General features: G+C 56.1%; 16 protein-coding genes and 2 tRNA genes. 4 read left to right on the forward strand and 14 right to left on the reverse strand.

The features are described from left to right. Window positions 1–6: 6 nt before the first annotated feature. The 8 genes from N6P30_RS21120 to dnaQ form a co-directional block, all read right to left on the reverse strand. Window positions 7–882, reverse strand: coding sequence for an ABC transporter permease (locus N6P30_RS21120; protein WP_023293216.1), 876 nt, complete (start codon window positions 880–882; stop codon window positions 7–9). Window positions 883–884: 2 nt separating this feature from the next. After that, complete coding sequence (locus N6P30_RS21125; RefSeq protein ID WP_008500268.1) at window positions 885–1,826, reverse strand: ABC transporter permease; 942 nt, start codon at window positions 1,824–1,826, stop codon at window positions 885–887. Window positions 1,827–1,844: 18 nt separating this feature from the next. Then, window positions 1,845–3,359 carry an ABC transporter substrate-binding protein gene (locus N6P30_RS21130; protein WP_023293217.1) on the reverse strand — a complete coding sequence of 505 codons (1,515 nt, stop codon included), beginning with the start codon at window positions 3,357–3,359 and terminating at the stop codon, window positions 1,845–1,847. Window positions 3,360–3,361: 2 nt separating this feature from the next. Then, window positions 3,362–4,444 carry an ABC transporter ATP-binding protein gene (locus N6P30_RS21135; RefSeq protein WP_023293218.1) on the reverse strand — a complete coding sequence of 361 codons (1,083 nt, stop codon included), beginning with the start codon at window positions 4,442–4,444 and terminating at the stop codon, window positions 3,362–3,364. Next, complete coding sequence (locus tag N6P30_RS21140; protein ID WP_023293219.1) at window positions 4,441–5,454, reverse strand: ABC transporter ATP-binding protein; 1,014 nt, start codon at window positions 5,452–5,454, stop codon at window positions 4,441–4,443. The genes N6P30_RS21135 and N6P30_RS21140 overlap by 4 nt, the downstream gene beginning before the upstream one ends. Then, window positions 5,451–6,170 (reverse strand): FadR/GntR family transcriptional regulator, encoded by a 720-nt coding sequence (locus N6P30_RS21145; RefSeq protein ID WP_021242871.1) that lies wholly within the window; start codon window positions 6,168–6,170, stop codon window positions 5,451–5,453. Before N6P30_RS21145 ends, N6P30_RS21140 begins: the two co-directional genes overlap by 4 nt. A 386-nt stretch (window positions 6,171–6,556) precedes the next feature. Then, window positions 6,557–6,633, reverse strand: a tRNA-Asp gene (locus N6P30_RS21150). A gap of 132 nt (window positions 6,634–6,765) precedes the next feature. Further along, the gene (gene dnaQ / locus N6P30_RS21155; RefSeq protein ID WP_025912581.1) at window positions 6,766–7,497 is read right to left on the reverse strand and encodes a DNA polymerase III subunit epsilon; all 732 of its coding nucleotides are present in this window, start codon (window positions 7,495–7,497) and stop codon (window positions 6,766–6,768) included. A 64-nt stretch (window positions 7,498–7,561) separates the two neighbouring features. Here dnaQ and rnhA point away from each other — a divergent pair, with 64 nt between their 5' ends. Next, window positions 7,562–8,029, forward strand: coding sequence for a ribonuclease HI (gene rnhA, locus N6P30_RS21160; protein WP_008500276.1), 468 nt, complete (start codon window positions 7,562–7,564; stop codon window positions 8,027–8,029). On the opposite strand, the gene N6P30_RS21165 is transcribed toward rnhA, so the two are convergent. Then, entirely contained in the window at window positions 8,030–8,746 is a 717-nt protein-coding gene (locus N6P30_RS21165; protein WP_008500277.1) for a class I SAM-dependent methyltransferase, read from the reverse strand. It lies immediately after the preceding gene. A gap of 32 nt (window positions 8,747–8,778) precedes the next feature. Here N6P30_RS21165 and gloB point away from each other — a divergent pair, with 32 nt between their 5' ends. Beyond that, complete coding sequence (gene gloB / locus N6P30_RS21170; RefSeq protein WP_021242868.1) at window positions 8,779–9,537, forward strand: hydroxyacylglutathione hydrolase; 759 nt, start codon at window positions 8,779–8,781, stop codon at window positions 9,535–9,537. A gap of 68 nt (window positions 9,538–9,605) precedes the next feature. Next, the gene (mltD, locus tag N6P30_RS21175; RefSeq protein WP_023293221.1) at window positions 9,606–10,970 is read left to right on the forward strand and encodes a murein transglycosylase D; all 1,365 of its coding nucleotides are present in this window, start codon (window positions 9,606–9,608) and stop codon (window positions 10,968–10,970) included. 52 nt (window positions 10,971–11,022) lie between these two features. Here mltD and N6P30_RS21180 read toward each other — a convergent pair whose 3' ends face one another. From N6P30_RS21180 to N6P30_RS21190, 3 genes are all read right to left on the reverse strand, one after another. Continuing rightward, window positions 11,023–11,796 carry a class I SAM-dependent methyltransferase gene (locus N6P30_RS21180; protein WP_023293222.1) on the reverse strand — a complete coding sequence of 258 codons (774 nt, stop codon included), beginning with the start codon at window positions 11,794–11,796 and terminating at the stop codon, window positions 11,023–11,025. Window positions 11,797–11,872: 76 nt separating this feature from the next. Further along, on the reverse strand, window positions 11,873–12,673 hold the full coding sequence (locus N6P30_RS21185) for an endonuclease/exonuclease/phosphatase family protein (RefSeq protein ID WP_025912579.1): 801 nt from the start codon (window positions 12,671–12,673) through the stop codon (window positions 11,873–11,875). 136 nt (window positions 12,674–12,809) lie between these two features. Further along, window positions 12,810–13,985, reverse strand: coding sequence for an MFS transporter (locus N6P30_RS21190; protein ID WP_023293223.1), 1,176 nt, complete (start codon window positions 13,983–13,985; stop codon window positions 12,810–12,812). Between the two features lie 104 nt (window positions 13,986–14,089). On the opposite strand from N6P30_RS21190, the gene yafC reads away from it, so the two are divergent. Further along, the gene (gene yafC / locus N6P30_RS21195; RefSeq protein WP_023293224.1) at window positions 14,090–14,995 is read left to right on the forward strand and encodes a DNA-binding transcriptional regulator YafC; all 906 of its coding nucleotides are present in this window, start codon (window positions 14,090–14,092) and stop codon (window positions 14,993–14,995) included. Window positions 14,996–15,024: 29 nt separating this feature from the next. Here the strand turns inward: yafC and dkgB are convergent, their stop codons facing one another. Together dkgB and N6P30_RS21205 are read right to left on the reverse strand one after the other, a co-directional pair. Then, window positions 15,025–15,828, reverse strand: a complete 804-nt coding sequence (gene dkgB, locus N6P30_RS21200; protein ID WP_008500284.1) for a 2,5-didehydrogluconate reductase DkgB — start codon at window positions 15,826–15,828, stop codon at window positions 15,025–15,027. Window positions 15,829–15,988: 160 nt separating this feature from the next. Next, window positions 15,989–16,065: transfer RNA gene (locus N6P30_RS21205), tRNA-Asp, on the reverse strand. Between the last annotated feature and the right edge of the window lie 9 nt (window positions 16,066–16,074).

The following is a 16,074-nucleotide window of genomic DNA, read 5'->3' on the forward strand; positions in this document are numbered from 1 at the left end:
GACTCCTTAGTCGTGGCGCGGATCGAGCGCATCGCGCAGCCCGTCGCCGAGTAAATTAAAGCCCTGCACGGCAAGGAAAATCGCCACGCCGGGGAAAATGGACATCCACGGGGCCTGTTCAAGAAAACCTTTGGCGGTGTTGAGCATGGAGCCCCAGGATGGATTGGGCGGCTGCTGTCCCAGCCCCAAAAACGACAGGCTGGCTTCAGCGATTATCGCCGAGGCAATCGCCAGCGTGGCCTGCACCAGAATCGGCGACATCACGTTGGGCAGAACGTATTTGATGATGATCCAGCGATCCGGCAGGCCAATTGCCCGCGCGCCGTCGATGTACTCTTCGTTGCGAATGGCGATCACCTGGCCGCGCGTCAGGCGGGCGAAGATCGGCATCGCGGAAAGGCCGATGGCGATCATCGCGTTGGTCAGGCTCGGGCCCAAAAACGCCCCCAGCGCGATCGCCATGATCAGGAACGGGCAGGCCAGCAGCGCCTCGATCACGCGCGAGATGACGCCGTCCCAGATTTTCTGGAAGTAACCCGCCACCAGCCCCAGCGGTACGCCGATAACCACGGCAATCACCACAGACATACAGCCCGCCATCAGCGAGGTGCGCGCCCCCCAGATAATGCGGGATAGGATGTCTCGCCCCAGCTCGTCGGTGCCGAACCAGTACATCGCCGACGGCGCTTTGCGCACCGCCAGGAAGTTGGCTTTGACCGGGTCGAACGGGGCGATCCACGGCGCCAGCAGCGCCACCAGCACAAACACCCCCACCACTGCCGCGCCAATGACCGCGCTTTTATTGGCGAGGAATTTTTTCAATACCCGGTTTTGCGCCCGCGGCAGTGCGGGCACAACGGTTTGGGTCGTCATTTCCGCCATCGTTAGCCTCGCATTTTCGGGTTGATAAGGACGTAAAGCACGTCGGCCAGCAGGTTGAGCATCAGGAAGCCGATGGCGACGATCAGCACCACGCCCTGCACCACCGCGTAATCACGGTTAAATACCGAATCGACGATCATCTTGCCGAAGCCCGGAATGGTGAACACCTGCTCGGTCAGCACCGCGCCGCCCAGCAGTTCGCCAAACAGCAGCGTGGTGAGGGTAATCACCGGCACCAGCGCGTTGCGAAAGGCGTGCTTTAAGATCACCGCCTTCGGCAGCAGCCCTTTCGCCCGCGCGGTGCGGATGTAGTCCGCCTTCAGTACCGCAATCATCGAGGCGCGGGTGTGGCGCATCAGCGTTGCCGCCAGGCCCGTTCCGAGCACGGACGCGGGCAGCAGCAGCGTGCGCAGGTTCTGGAGCGGATCTTCACTGAACGGCACGTAGCCGGACGCAGGGAGCCACTGCAGGTTTACCGAAAAGACCAGAATCAACAGGATCCCCAGCCAGAAGTGCGGGATCGAGATCCCCGAGATCGCCACGAAGTTCGCCCCGTGATCGACCCAGCTGTTTTTGTTCACCGCCGCGAGGATCCCCATGCTGATGCCAAACACCAGCGCGATAATCATCGCCAGCAGCGACAGCTCAAGCGTCACCGGTAGCTTGCTGGCAATCAGCTGCGTCACCGGCTCGTGCGTGCGTAAGGAGACGCCCAGATCGCCCTGCAGCGCCCGCGTCAGCCAGTGGAAATACTGCACCGGGATCGGGGCATCGAGGTTCAGCTCCGCACGCAGCTGAGCGATGACTGCCGGGTCGCGCTCCTCGCCTGCCATGGCGATCAGCGGGTCGCCGGGCAGCAGCTTTTGCAGCCCAAACACCATCATGCTCACCAGCAACAGCGTCGGGACGGCCAGCAGCAGACGTTTGCAAATCAGTTCCAGCATGGGCTCTCCTCAGGACGTTTATTTCACCAGCGTTAAGCCAGCCAGACGCACGATGCCGTCCGGGTACGGCTTAAATCCCTGCACGCTTTTATTCAGGCCAAAAATACGCGGCTCGAAGTAGAGGTAGGCAATCGGCATGTCGGTTTGCAGCTGCTTCACCACCTTGTCGTACAGCGGCTGGCGCGCGGCCTGGTCGGTACTCTGGCGCGCCTGGGTCAGCCACTCATCGACCTGCGCGTTGCTGTAGCGGCCGTCGTTCAGGGTGCCTTTGCTGTTGATAAAGCCGTAGATGCTGCCGTCCGGATCCGGGCGCCCCGACCAGCCGGAGAAGCTCAGCTGATAGTCCCCGCTCTGCTGGCGGTCCAGCAGCGTGGCGAATTCGGTCATCTGCAGGTTCAGGTTAAAGCCCGCCTCGGCGACCATCGCCTGCAGCACCTGCCCCACCTGCTGCGAGGTTGGGTTGTTCGGCACCAGCAGGTTGACGGTCAGCGGCGCGGTGACGCCTGCCGCTTTGAGCAGGGCTTTGGCTTTATCGACGTCACGCGGCGGGACCGGCAGGTTGACGTGATACGGACTCACCGTGGAAAACGCCTGGTTGGCTGGCGTATACAACCCTTCAAAGACCACCTGGTTTAGCGCATCGCGGTCAATGGCCTGAGAAAACGCCTCGCGCACTCGAGCGTCCTTGAACGGATCGTTGGCGGGCACCTTACCGTTATTGATGTTGAAAGTGATGCCCTGATAGCCCAGACCGGTCACCTTCGCCAGCGCCAGCTTGCTGTCGGCTTCGACGGTTTTAACGTCGCTGGCGGCGATGCCTTCGGTCAGATCAAGATCGCCCGCGCGCAGGTTCGCGAGGCGCACGGAGGCATCCGGGATCGGCAGATAGATGATTTTGTCGAAGTGGTAGGCGTCTTTGTTCCAGTAGTTGTCGAAGCGGGTCAGAACGATGCGGTCCTGGGACACGCGGCTGTCGAATTTATACGGGCCGGAACAGACCGGATGGGCGGCAAAGTCAGGCTTTTTTGCCGCTTCAGGGGCCATCATCGCGCCCGCGCGGTCGGTGAGCTGCATCAGCAGTGCCGCATCCGGCGTTTTCAGGTGCAGGGCAATCTGCATCGGACCGGTGACCTCGACCGATTCAACGGAGGAGATCTCGCTTTTACGCAGGGAGCCTTTTAAGGTCAGGGCGCGGTCGAGGTTGTATTTTGCCGCGGCGGCATCGAATTTCTCACCGTCGTGGAAGGTCACGCCTTCGCGCAGGTTGAGCGTCAGGGTTTTACCGTCGTCACTCCACGCCCAGTCTTTGGCCAGACCTGGGACGACCTTCAGGTTTTCATCCACATCCACCAGCCTGTCGCACAGGGAGGCAAAGACGAAGCGGCCATAGTAGGTGCGCGCCAGATGCGGGTCGAGCATGTCCGGGTCAGCCCCCAGGCCAATACGCAGCACGCTTTCAGAATGGGCGGGCAGCGCCGCGCCAAGCAACATAACACTTCCCAGTACGGTCAAAAGAGAATTACGCATTGTCATTATCATGAGTTCCTTGAAGGAAGGGACGAGTGGGTGGCCGCGTGTTCAAACAGCGCGCGGCGGCGCAGAAAAGCAGCGGATGGCGGTGCGATCTGGATAACGCTGCGATCGCGGTTGATCTCCTGCCAGCGATGACAGGCAACCTGACGCCCGCCGTCGAGCACCTGATTAATCGGCTCGACCTGACGGCATTCGTCGGTGACGTACGGGCAGCGGGTGTGGAAACGGCAGCCGGACGGCGGACTGGCCGGATTCGGTAAGTCCCCCTGCAGCAGCGGCGCGTCGCGTTCAGCGCCCGGCTGCATCTGCGGCGCCGAGGCGATCAGCGCCTGGGTATAGGGGTGCAGCGGTGCGTCAAAGATCTCATCGACGCTGGCAAGCTCGACGATTTGCCCGAGGTACATGACCGCCACGCGGTCGCTCATATGGCGAATAACAGCCAGACCGTGGGCGACAATCACCATCGTCAGCCCCAGCTGGTGCTTCAGGCTTTCCAGTAAATTGACCACCTGCGCCTGCACCGACACATCCAGCGCGGATACCGGCTCATCGCCCAGCAGCAGCTTTGGTCCTGAGGCCAGCGCGCGCGCAATGCCGATACGCTGGCGCTGCCCGCCGGAAAACTCGTGCGGGTAGCGCCCGGCCCAGGCGGCGGGCAGGCCCACGGTCTTAAGCAGTTCGGCAACGCGGTACTGCCGGTCCCCTTTCTTCATGTTCTGGTGCAGCCACAGCGGCTCACCGACGAGCTGCTCCACCGTCATGCGCGGGTTCAGGGAGGCGAAGGGATCCTGAAAGATGATCTGCAGCTCGCGGCGGAGCTGATTGAGGCGCGCGCCCGAGGCGTGGGTGATCTCTTCCCCCTGATAAAACACGCGCCCTTCGCTGGCGGCCAGCAGGCGCAGCAGCAGGCGGCCAAGCGTGGATTTTCCGGAACCGGACTCGCCGACAATCGCCAGCGTTTCGCCCGGCATGACGGCAAGCGACACGCGATCGACCGCCGTCACAAACCGGGCGGGGGTAAAGAGTTTTTTCGGGCCGGGGAACAGCTTGCTGAGGTCCCGAGCTTCCAGAATGGGCGTGGTCATGCGGTCTCTCCCAGGGCGATGTGGTGTTCGAGCGGCACGCGGAAGCAGGCAACCCGATGGCCCGCGCCGAGCGTGGCGAGCGGCGGTTTTTCGTCATGGCAGCGCGACTGCGCAAACGGGCAGCGCGTTGCGAAACGGCAGCCTTGCGGCATGGATTCCGGCAGCGGGACCGATCCGGGAATAGTGGAAAGCGGGCCCTTGCGTGCGCTAAGGGAGGGGATCGAGCCCATCAGGCCGATGGTGTACGGGTGCTGCGGGTCGGCAAATATCGCCTCGACGCTTCCCTGCTCTACCACCTGTCCGGCATACATCACCGCCACCTGCTGCGCCACTTCGGCCACCACGCCTAAATCATGGGTGATCATCAGCACCGCCGTGCCGGTTTCCTCTTTCAAGGTGTTGAGCAAGGCGAGGATTTGCGCCTGGATGGTGACGTCGAGCGCGGTGGTGGGTTCGTCGGCAATCAGCAGTTTAGGGTGGTTGATCAGCGCCATGGCAATCATCACGCGCTGGCGCATACCGCCGGAAAGCTGGTGCGGATACGCCTTGAGGCGCATCTCTGCTGCCGGAATCTGCACTTTCTCGAGGATCTGCAGCGCGATCTTCATCGCCTCTGCGCGCGAGACGTCCTGATGACGCATAACCGCCTCGCTCAGCTGATCGCCCAGCGTAAACGCCGGATTGAGCGAGGTCATCGGCTCCTGGAAAATCATCGCCAGCTCGCTACCGCGCAGATCGGCATATTCCCGCGGCGAGAGCTTGCGCAGATCATGGCGACGAAACTGCATCTCCCCGCTGACGATCCGTGCGCTGGCGGGCAGTAACCCCATCAGCGCCAGGGAGGTGATACTTTTCCCACAGCCGGATTCTCCCACCAGCGCCAGCGTTTCGCCCGCCCTGACGGTCAACGAGATACCGTCAAGCACGCTTACCGGCGAGCCCGCGAACGTAACGTTGAGGTTTTTTACTTGCAATACGGGCGTGGCGTCCTTAAAGGGGATTGTCGTCATGGCGTGAAGTCGTCCTCGAGGTGGATCGCCTGAATCAGGGCGGTTTGCAGGCTGAGCAGGTGTTCGCGCATCGCGGTCGCGGCCTCGTTAGGCTGGCGATGGATAATGGCAGCCATGATCTTGTGGTGGTGGTCGTTATAGCTATCGACACGCTCGGGGGTGCGTGCCAGCTCGCGCAGATGCTGCCAGCCCGGTTCACGCCGCACGGCATCAATGGCATCAAACAGGCCGAGCATCAGGCGGTTGCCCGCCGCTTCCGCAATGGCGCGGTGAAAAGCGCTATCCCACAGTTCGTTGAGATCGCGGTCATCCGGGCTGACCTTGTCGATGCGTTCCAGCATGCGCTGCATGAGCGCAAGGTTTTCCCTGGTGGCACGCAGTGCCGCAAGCCGGGCTAAGCCGGGTTCGAGCTGCAGACGAGCTTCCATCACTTCCAGAAGGTTGGTTTGCTGAACCAATCCCTGAAGGGCCAGCGGTTCAACGGGTGCAGCCGGGCCGATAAAGGTCCCTTTGCCCTGCTTACGCCAGATGCGCCCCTCTTCTTCCAGCACGTCCAGCGCGCGACGCACTTCACGTCGTCCTACGCCGAGTGTGTCCGACAGCTCACGTTCCGTGGGCAGCGGAGTGCCTGGTGTTGACTCGTGCTGGTTGATTAGCCCGCGCAGCTGTTCAAGCGCGGTGCTGGAATTTGCCAGAAACCGTGACGGTTTTTCCATATTGGTTCGCTCGCTTTCATCATTGCTTTATTTTTATTAACGATAAGTTATTGATATGGAATGACGCTTATCGTGCTAATGATTAAGCAATAACCAAACCAATCTGCAATTGGTTCAGTAATTTTTTGCATAGCGGGTTATAAGCAGATGATTCTGTATGAATTCTTTTTTACAGAGAGACACAATCTGACTCGTGCCTGAATAGCCGGCGGTGGAAAAATGCACAACGGCAGTGCAAAGAATGCACTAATGGCGTGCATTTGTTAATTAATTGCACTATTGATATTAGCTTTTTGTTAACTATAAATCAGAAGAGAGGGAATGGAATCACAGCTGGCTGAAACGACGAAGGCCTGAATCATTTCTGATTCAGGCCTTCTGAATAGTGGCGGAACGGACGGGACTCGAACCCGCGACCCCCTGCGTGACAGGCAGGTATTCTAACCGACTGAACTACCGCTCCACTGTTCCCGTTTGGGGAACGAGGCGCATATTACGGTGCGCCTCCGATCTCGTCAACGCTTTTTCTCGCGTTTTGAATCGTTTGCTGCAAAAATCGCCCAAACGATGTTTTTACAGGCATTCCGGCGTTTTTTCAGGCACGCCAGAGACAGCTGCCGCCCTTCTTCTGCACCAGATCAAGACGGGATTCGTGATTAAGCAGCTCTTCATCACTGGCTAAAACAACCCGCAGCCGGCTTGCCTGACGGACGACACGCTGAATACCCGCTTCGCCCTGCGTTTGCTGCGACTCATTTTCCATACTGAACTTCATAGACGTCTGCCCACCGGTCATCGTCAGATAGACATCGGCGAGGATCTGGGCATCGAGCAACGCCCCGTGGAGCGTTCGTTTGGTATTATCTATCTCGTAGCGCGAACACAGTGCATCCAGGCTGTTACGCTTGCCGGGGAACATTTTCCTCGCCAGCGCCAGACTGTCTGTCACCTTACAGAAGGTGTTCGTCTTCGGGATATCACGATTAAGCTTGCTGAATTCATAATCCATAAAGCCGATATCGAACGAGGCGTTATGGATAACAAGCTCAGCGCCCCTGATGTATTCCAGGAATTCGTCAGCCACGTCCGCAAAAGTCGGCTTGTCCAGCAAGAACTCATCGGCAATACCGTGAACGCCGAACGCTTCGGGATCCACCAGCCGATCGGGCTTGAGATAGACGTGGAAGTTGTTCCCCGTAAGACGACGGTTCACCACTTCAACGGCGCCGATCTCAATGATCTTATGCCCTTCGTAGTGCGCGCCGATCTGGTTCATACCGGTGGTTTCGGTATCGAGGACGATCTGGCGAGTAATTGCAGTGCTCATAGCGGTCATTTATGTCAGACTTATCGTTTAACTGAACGTTTCAAATACAGGAAGTCTACCAGAGATGCGTAAACAGGTAGAAATTTTCACCGATGGATCTTGTCTCGGCAACCCGGGTCCCGGCGGCTACGGCGCGATTATGCGTTATCGCCAGCATGAAAAAACTTTTAGCGAAGGCTATTTTCTGACCACCAACAACCGGATGGAGCTCATGGCGGCCATTGTGGCGCTGGAGGCACTAAAAGAACATTGTGACGTGGTGTTAAGTACCGACAGCCAGTACGTTCGTCAGGGAATTACCCAGTGGATCCATAACTGGAAAAAACGCGGCTGGAAGACTGCCGATAAGAAACCGGTCAAGAACGTCGATCTCTGGAAACGGCTTGATGCAGCCCTGGGCCAGCACCAGATTAAGTGGGAGTGGGTTAAAGGGCACGCCGGTCATCCGGAAAACGAACGCTGTGACGAACTGGCGCGTGCGGCAGCCGCTAACCCTGCGCATGAGGACGCGGGCTATCAGCCTGAATCCTGATCAGGGCTTTCTGTACTGCCGCGTGGCGCCAACGGTCTGGCGGATCGGCGTTTTCGATTTGCTCTGCTTCATGGGATTAAGCGTAAGGGGAATGGTTCGCTTACGCGCGACGATAAACTGCATGCAGCCTAAGGCAGGCAAATGCGTGCTCAACAAGACGCCCCCCTGCCGCGCCCAGGGCAGCACCTGAAAACCGCCGTAGCAGAGCACTTCGAAGTTAAGCAGTGACAGCCAGTCGAGCTGGCGCATCATGGTGAACATCCGGCTGTTGTAAGGCGGCGTCCGGCGCAGCACCGGTACCAGCTTTCGCAGGCCCATCAGGCTCAGCGGGTTGAATCCGCTCAGCACCAGCCAGCCGTCATCAATCAGCACGCGATCGGCTTCGCGAAGCAGACGGTGCGGATCGCTGCACCAGGGTAACGTATGTGCGAGCAAACACGCATCAACGGATTTTTCCGCAAACGGCAGATGTAACGGGTCTGCTTTCACCTGAACCGGCGATCCGCCGAGAGAGACGTTCACCTGATGCGAGATAGCGCAGCTTTCGGTATTGATTTCCGCGCTGAGATTGCCAATCTTAAGCAGGTGAAAGCCATACATTTTCGCGAGCCAGGGCTTCAGCTGTTGCTCTAACGCCTCGCGATAGTATTCACCCCAGGGCAGTTCCGCCCAACGTTCCGGTGCTGCGACAGTCTGAGGTATCCTTGCCGGTTTCATCAACACACCCGCCACGCTATAAGAGGTAATGTATGAATCTTATCAGTATTTCTGCTTTTGAGGACAATTACATCTGGGTTTTGGTTGACGATGAACGTCGATGCGTCATTGTCGATCCCGGAGAATCCGCCCCCGTATTGCGCGCAATAGAAGAGAACGGCTGGCAGCCGGAAGCCATTCTGTTGACGCATCACCATAACGATCATACGGGCGGTGTACCTGAACTGCGTACCCATTTTCCGCATGTTGTGGTTTACGGACCGTCAGAGGCACAAGATAAGGGTGTCACGCAAGTAGTCGAAGAAGGCGAAAAAATCCTCATACGCGAGTGGGAGTTTTCCGTATTTGCCACACCGGGTCACACTTTGGGACATCTGTGTTTCTACAGTAAGCCTTATCTTTTTTGCGGTGACACGCTGTTCTCAGGGGGCTGCGGAAGGTTGTTTGAAGGAACACCAGCGCAAATGTATCAGTCTTTACAGAAGATTAACGCATTACCCGATGACACCGTTATTTGTTGCGCACATGAGTATACATTAGGAAATATGAAGTTTGCCGTCAGCCTGTTGCCTGAGGATCGGGCGATTCAGGATTATTATCACAAAGTGAAGGAGTTACGTGCAAAAAACCAAAACACACTCCCCGTAATTCTGAAAAACGAGCGCCAAATTAATTTATTTTTGCGAACAGATGATATTGATTTAATTAGCAAAATTAACCAAGAAACAAATTTGCAACAACCAGAACAGCGATTTGCATGGTTAAGGTCAAAGAAAGATAACTTCAGATAATTGCTGGTTGCCTTTTCAAAAATTCGCCGTTATCATCGCTCGTCTTTTAAGCAACTATTGACACACACATGAAGGCAAAAGCGATATTACTCGCCTCTGTCCTGCTTGTAGGTTGCCAGTCGCAGAACGGCAGCAACGTACAACAGCACGCACAGAGCCTTTCTGCAGCTGGTCAAGGGGAAGCAGGGAAGTTTACAAGTTCGGCGCGCTGGATGGACGATGGGACATCTTTCGCGCAGGAGCAAGACTTGTGGACCTCTATTGGCGACGAGCTAAAGATGGGAATTCCGGAAAACAGCCGGATTCGCGAACAGAAACAGAAGTATTTAAGTAATAAGAGCTATCTCCACGATGTAACGTTACGGGCAGAGCCGTATATGTACTGGATAGCCGGGCAAGTTAAGAAACGTAACATGCCTATGGAGCTGGTACTCCTACCCATAGTGGAGAGCGCTTTTGACCCACACGCGACGTCTGGCGCCAATGCCGCAGGCATTTGGCAGATCATTCCGAGCACCGGGCGAAACTATGGTCTGAAACAGACCCGCAACTATGATGCGCGTCGCGATGTTGTCGCTTCAACGACAGCCGCTCTCGACATGATGCAACGTCTGAACAAGATGTTTGACGGCGACTGGCTGTTAACGGTCGCAGCGTACAATAGCGGCGAAGGTCGTGTACTGAAGGCAATGAAAGCGAATAAAGCACGGGGTAAATCCACCGATTTTTGGTCGCTCTCACTGCCACAGGAAACAAAGATTTACGTACCGAAAATGCTGGCTTTGAGCGATATTCTCAAGAACAGCAAGCGTTACGGTGTACAACTGCCAACACCAGACGAAAGTCGTGCACTGGCGCGTGTTCGCCTCAGCAATCCGGTTGATATTCAACAGGTTGCTGATATGACGGGTATGTCGGTAAGTAAATTGAAAACCTTTAATGCTGGCGTTAAAGGCTCAACGCTGGGGGCGAGTGGCCCGCAGTATGTAATGGTTCCGCAGAAACATGCTGAGCAGTTACGTGAGTCTTTAGCTTCGGGTGAAATCGCCGCCGTTCAGTCAACGCTGATCGCGGATGCATCATCAGTTAACAGCCGCAGCTATAAGGTTCGTTCAGGTGATACGCTTTCGGGCATTGCGTCACGTCTTGGCGTGAATGCGAAAGATCTGCAGCAGTGGAATAACCTGCGCAGTTCAGGCCTGAAAGTGGGTCAAACTCTGACGGTGGGTGCAGGTAGCAGCGCACAGCGTCTCGCCAGCAACAGCGATAGCATAACCTATCGCGTGCGCAAGGGTGATTCGCTGTCCAGTATCGCAAAACGTCACGGCGTGAACATCAAAGATGTGATGCGCTGGAACAACGATACTGACAATCTGAAACCGGGCGACCAGCTAACGCTGTTTGTGAAGAACAGCGCGACGCCAGACTCCTGATAACACGACCGAAAGATAAAAAGGCACCGATTCCCCTCGGTGCCTTTTTTGTTTATCCCGCTTTTTGCGCTTCAGCCATGATGGTATCGCTGGTAAATGAACCATCGTCCTGCAGTTCAAAATACGCCTTCACCTCTGCCGACGCACTCTCCTGATACAGCCTGATAGCCTGGCTTAATGCTTCCGGGGTGCGCATACGCGCTATCCACGAGCTAAATTCCAGCGGTAAACGGTCTGTGATTAACGAACGCGCTATCAGCCCCGCTTCAGCGATCAGCGATAACCACTCTCCGCTGGCGTAGTTTTGCACATGGGAGGTGTCGCGCAGCGCTTCCACCGTCTGCAGCCAGATATTACGTACCGGATGCCCAGGTGACATGACATCCATAATAATGAAGATGCCACCCGGCTTCAGAACGCGCTTGACTTCGCGTAATGCCTGGCCAACATCATGCCAGTGGTGCGCGGAATAACGGCTGATCACCACCTCAAACGAGGCATCATCAAAAGGTAAGGATTCGGCATAGCCCTGACGCGTATCAATGTTGCCCAGTCCCTTCGCTTTCGCCGCTTCAGCAACCACCTCCAGCATCTGGCTGGATAAGTCATATGCGGTTACGTGCGCCACCTGCTGCGCAGCCGTGAAGCTGGCATGCCCTGCCCCGCAGCCTAAATCCAGCACGTGCGCCTGCGGGAATGCCGACAGACGTTCACCGAGACGCACCAGATCGCGACCTGAAGCGTGCACGGCGCTGCTCAGATAGGCATTTGCCTGAGAACCAAACTGTTTTTCTACGTTGTCATGATGGGAGTGTGTTGTTTTCATCGCACTGTCCTTTGTGGGTTAAAAATAGAAGGGCAGCACCCGCGCAGGTCTGCCCCACGGCAGACCTGACACACCATTATTTATCAGGTTTGCCGGGACTGAATTCGACTAGTAGAGGGTTATGATCGGAGGCGCGCGTCACCAGCACAGAGGCGTCGTGCACGCTTAAACCACGGTAGAAGACAAAATCGAGAGGACGACCAAAGGCTTTTTTGCGCTGGTCATCGCTAAAACGGACTTCACGCAGCGACATTTCGCGCGCAAAGCGGTACAGCGCATTCATGCGCGGGCGGCTCCAGGCATTGAAATCACCGGCCATAATGATCGGCCCACTATGATGCGCAATCTGATCGCCGATCGGAAGTAACTGCTTACTATATACATCCACGCCCAGGCTGAAGTTTACCGCGTGGATATTCACGACCATCAGCATACGGGTATCCGGCAGTGGATAGACCGTCACCAGTGCCGATTTCGCCAGACGCAGGATAGGCTCGCGTTCGCGCAATGGACAACAATAGACCGGATGTGCTGCTGAAAGCGTCATCACCCCCGAGGGGTGCTGAGGCAGAACAAAGGCCGGTACCTGGTCGGCGGCAAGATAGTGAGTGGTGGCAAACCGGACCAGCTCAGGGGTGGTTTGCGCCTCCTGGAGCAGAACCAGATGGGCATCTTTGCCAAAATTCTTGAGTACCGATAACCACTCCGCACGCTGCTGCTTAAAGATATTCCACACCAGTACGCGGATTTTTTCATCGCTGCTTAACGGTGTGCCGGCGGGTAATGCCTGACTGATGCTCGCAAACGACCCCGGAGGCAAGATCCTCTCCGCGGGCATTCCGGCAACATAACGCATGGCATAGGTATTTTTTCGCACTTTTGGAAACAGCCTCTGTAACATGAACCAGTCCGGAAAACGGACTGGTTCTAATGTTATAGGGACTTTAGGTCACACTTTCAACGCAATTTCTGAGAAACCGCTTTCCAGTTTTGTAAGCCAGCGCTTACTGATGTTACCCCAGCGCAATGCGGGCTGGCTTATCCAGACGTCCGCTCAGGCCAATCAGCAGGAAGGCGATCAGGACAATCACCGCGCCAATCCACGGGGTCTGGGTCAATCCGAAGTGCTCGACGGTTTGTCCGCCAATAATTGAACCCAGCGCAATACCAATATTAAATGCGGCAATGTTCAGCCCCGATGCCACGTCCACCGCATTTGGCGTATAAAGCTCAGCTTTCTGTACAACGTAAACCTGAAGCCCTGGCACATTACCAAAAGCGAAGATCCCCATGACCAGTACCGTGACCAGCGCGGCGTACTGTATCGAGGCGGTGAACTGGAAAATCATCAGCAGAACAACCAGCGCGGCGAAGATGAATTTCAGCGCCGGTACCGCACCATGCTTATCCGCAAGCTTGCCGCCCCAGATATTGCCAATCGCAACGGAAATACCGTACCCCAGCAAGATCCAGCTCACGGCGTTGGGAGAGAAGCCCGCCAGGTCCTGCATCATCGGTGCCAGGAAGGTAAAAGCAGTGAATACGCCACCATAGCCCAGCGCCGTAACCGCGTAGATGATCAGCAAACGCGGATGCGTAAGTACCTTCAGTTGATCGCTCAGGCTAGCGCTGGCCCGGCCAGGAATATTCGACGGCACCAGCAGCAGGCTGGTCACCAGGGCAATGACGCCCAGTAGGGAGACGGCCAGGAACGTTTCACGCCAGCCGAAGTGTTGTCCGATAAACGTGCCCAACGGTACGCCCGTAACGAGTGCAACGGTCAACCCACCGAACATGATCGCAATGGCGGATGCCGCTTTCTCTTTGGGTACCAGGCTGGTTGCAATAGTAGAACCAATCGAGAAGAACACCCCGTGAGCAAGGCCGGTCAACAGCCGAGCGATGACCAGCGTGGTGTAGTCCGGCGCCTGCCAGGCCAGAATGTTGCCAGCAGTGAACAGCACCATCAGTGCGACTAACAGCTGCTTACGTGGGAAACGTCCAGTCAGGGCCGTCAGGACTGGCGCACCGACGGCAACGCCCAGGGCATAGATAGACACCAGCAATCCGGCAGAGGGCAGCGAGATCGCAAGCTGGTTAGCAATGGTGGGGACCAGCCCCACGATAACAAATTCGGTCGTGCCAATTGCGAAGGCACTGATCGTCAGGGCAAGTAGCGCCAGTGGCATAAAATACTCCGTATCATCAGGATTAAGATGACAGGCAGTATGCGCCAGTGCTTAAATAACAAAAATGGTCAAAATCTCAATAGAATTTTGCGGGTGGTGCAACAATGAAAGCAACGTCAGAAGAGCTGATAATCTTTGTCGCCGTGGTTGAAAGCGGCAGCTTTAGCCGCGCTGCCGAACAGCTGGGACAGGCTAACTCAGCCATCAGCCGCTCGGTAAAAAAGCTGGAGATGAAGCTTGGGGTGAGTCTGCTCAACCGAACGACGCGGCAGCTGAGCCTGACGGAGGAAGGTGAGCGTTATTTTCGCCGCGTGCAGTCGGTACTGCAGGAGATGGCGGCAGCGGAGACGGAGATTATGGAGACCCGCAGCACGCCGCGTGGGTTGCTGCGCATTGATGCGGCCACACCGGTGGTTCTGCACTTTCTGATGCCGCTGATCAAACCTTTTCGTGAGCGTTATCCGGAAATGACACTCTCTTTGGTCTCCTCCGAGACCTTTATCAACCTTATCGAACGTAAAGTGGATGTGGCGATCCGGGCGGGAACCCTGACGGATTCAAGCCTGCGTGCGCGTCCTTTGTTTGCCAGCTACCGTAAAATTATCGCCTCGCCGCAATACATCGCTGAACATGGCAAACCTGAAACGGTTGAAGAGTTGAAACAGCATCTGTGTCTGGGCTTTACGGAACCCGTGTCGCTGAATACCTGGCCTGTCGCCTGCCCTGACGGTCAGTTGCATGAGATCACCTGCGGGTTGTCGTCCAACAGCGGGGAGACGCTGAAGCAATTGTGTCTTGAAGGCAACGGTATCGCCTGTTTGTCTGACTATATGATTGATAAGGAGATTGCGCGGGGTGAACTGGTGGAATTGATGGCCGATAAACGCCTGCCAGTCGAAATGCCTTTTAGCGCGGTGTATTACAGCGACAGAGCGGTGAGTACGCGCATTCGTGCCTTTATCGATTTTCTGAGTGAACATATAAAAACAGCTCCCGGAGGAGCTGTGTGAGGGTTCAGGTTACAGAGGGTGGGTCAAACTTAATCCCAGTTTGGCGCTAAGCCTTCCGGGCTGACCAGGCGATCGTTGCACTCCAGGGCTGCGATCGCTTTTTTATCGTCAGCATCCAGATGAAGATCCGTTGCTAACAGGTTGCTCGCCAGGTTTTCACGCTTAGTGGATGATGGGATCACGGCATAACCTTCACCCATTGCCCAAGCCAGTATTACCTGCGCAGCCGTCGCATTATGCTTTTCGGCGATACGGATAATCACCTCATCTTTCAGCGCCTTACCGTAGGCCAGCGTCATGTATGAGGTGATGTGGATCCCATGCTGTTTTGCCCAGTCCACCACTTTGCGGTTTTGCAGATATGGAGAGAGCTCAATCTGGTTGGTCGCAATATTTTCTGCGCCAACAGCAGCAATGGCCTTTTCCATCAGCGGGATCGTGAAGTTGGAGATCCCAATTTCACGCGTTAAGCCCTGTTTTTTCGCTTCCAGCAGCGCCTGCATGAATTCTTCCACGGAGACGGCATCGTTCGGTGATGGCCAGTGGACCAGCGTCAGATCCACGTAGTCAGTACGCAGTTTTTTCAGGCTCTCTTTCAGGCTTGGGATCAGCTTGTCTTTGCTGAGATTCTCAATCCAGATTTTCGTGGTAATAAACAGCTCATTACGCGGTACACCGCTCTCTTCGAGAGCTTGTCCAACGGCAGCTTCGTTTTCATAGATCTGCGCCGTATCAACAGCACGATAACCCAGTTCGAGTGCGGTTTTAACTGATGCGATAACAACGTCGTCTTTCAGGCGGAAAGTGCCCAGACCAAATGCAGGGAGAGTCATACTATTCCTCAATCATTATGTTCGTAAACTGAGGACGATTATCGCTGGCGGTGTTATAGAGAAAAAGATCGCAAAATGCAGAGGATTTTTGCTGATTTCGCAATAATTAAACGTCAGATAAGAAAAAAGCCCTGAGCTAATGCTCAGGGCTTTTAATAAGTGGCGGAACGGACGGGACTCGAACCCGCGACCCCCTGCGTGACAGGCAGGTATTCTAACCGACTGAACTACCGCTCCACCGAAGAT

Origin of the sequence: Enterobacter sp. PL1, assembly GCF_945957325.1 — a bacterium.
In the GTDB taxonomy this organism is placed as follows: Bacteria; Pseudomonadota; Gammaproteobacteria; order Enterobacterales; family Enterobacteriaceae; genus Enterobacter; species Enterobacter roggenkampii.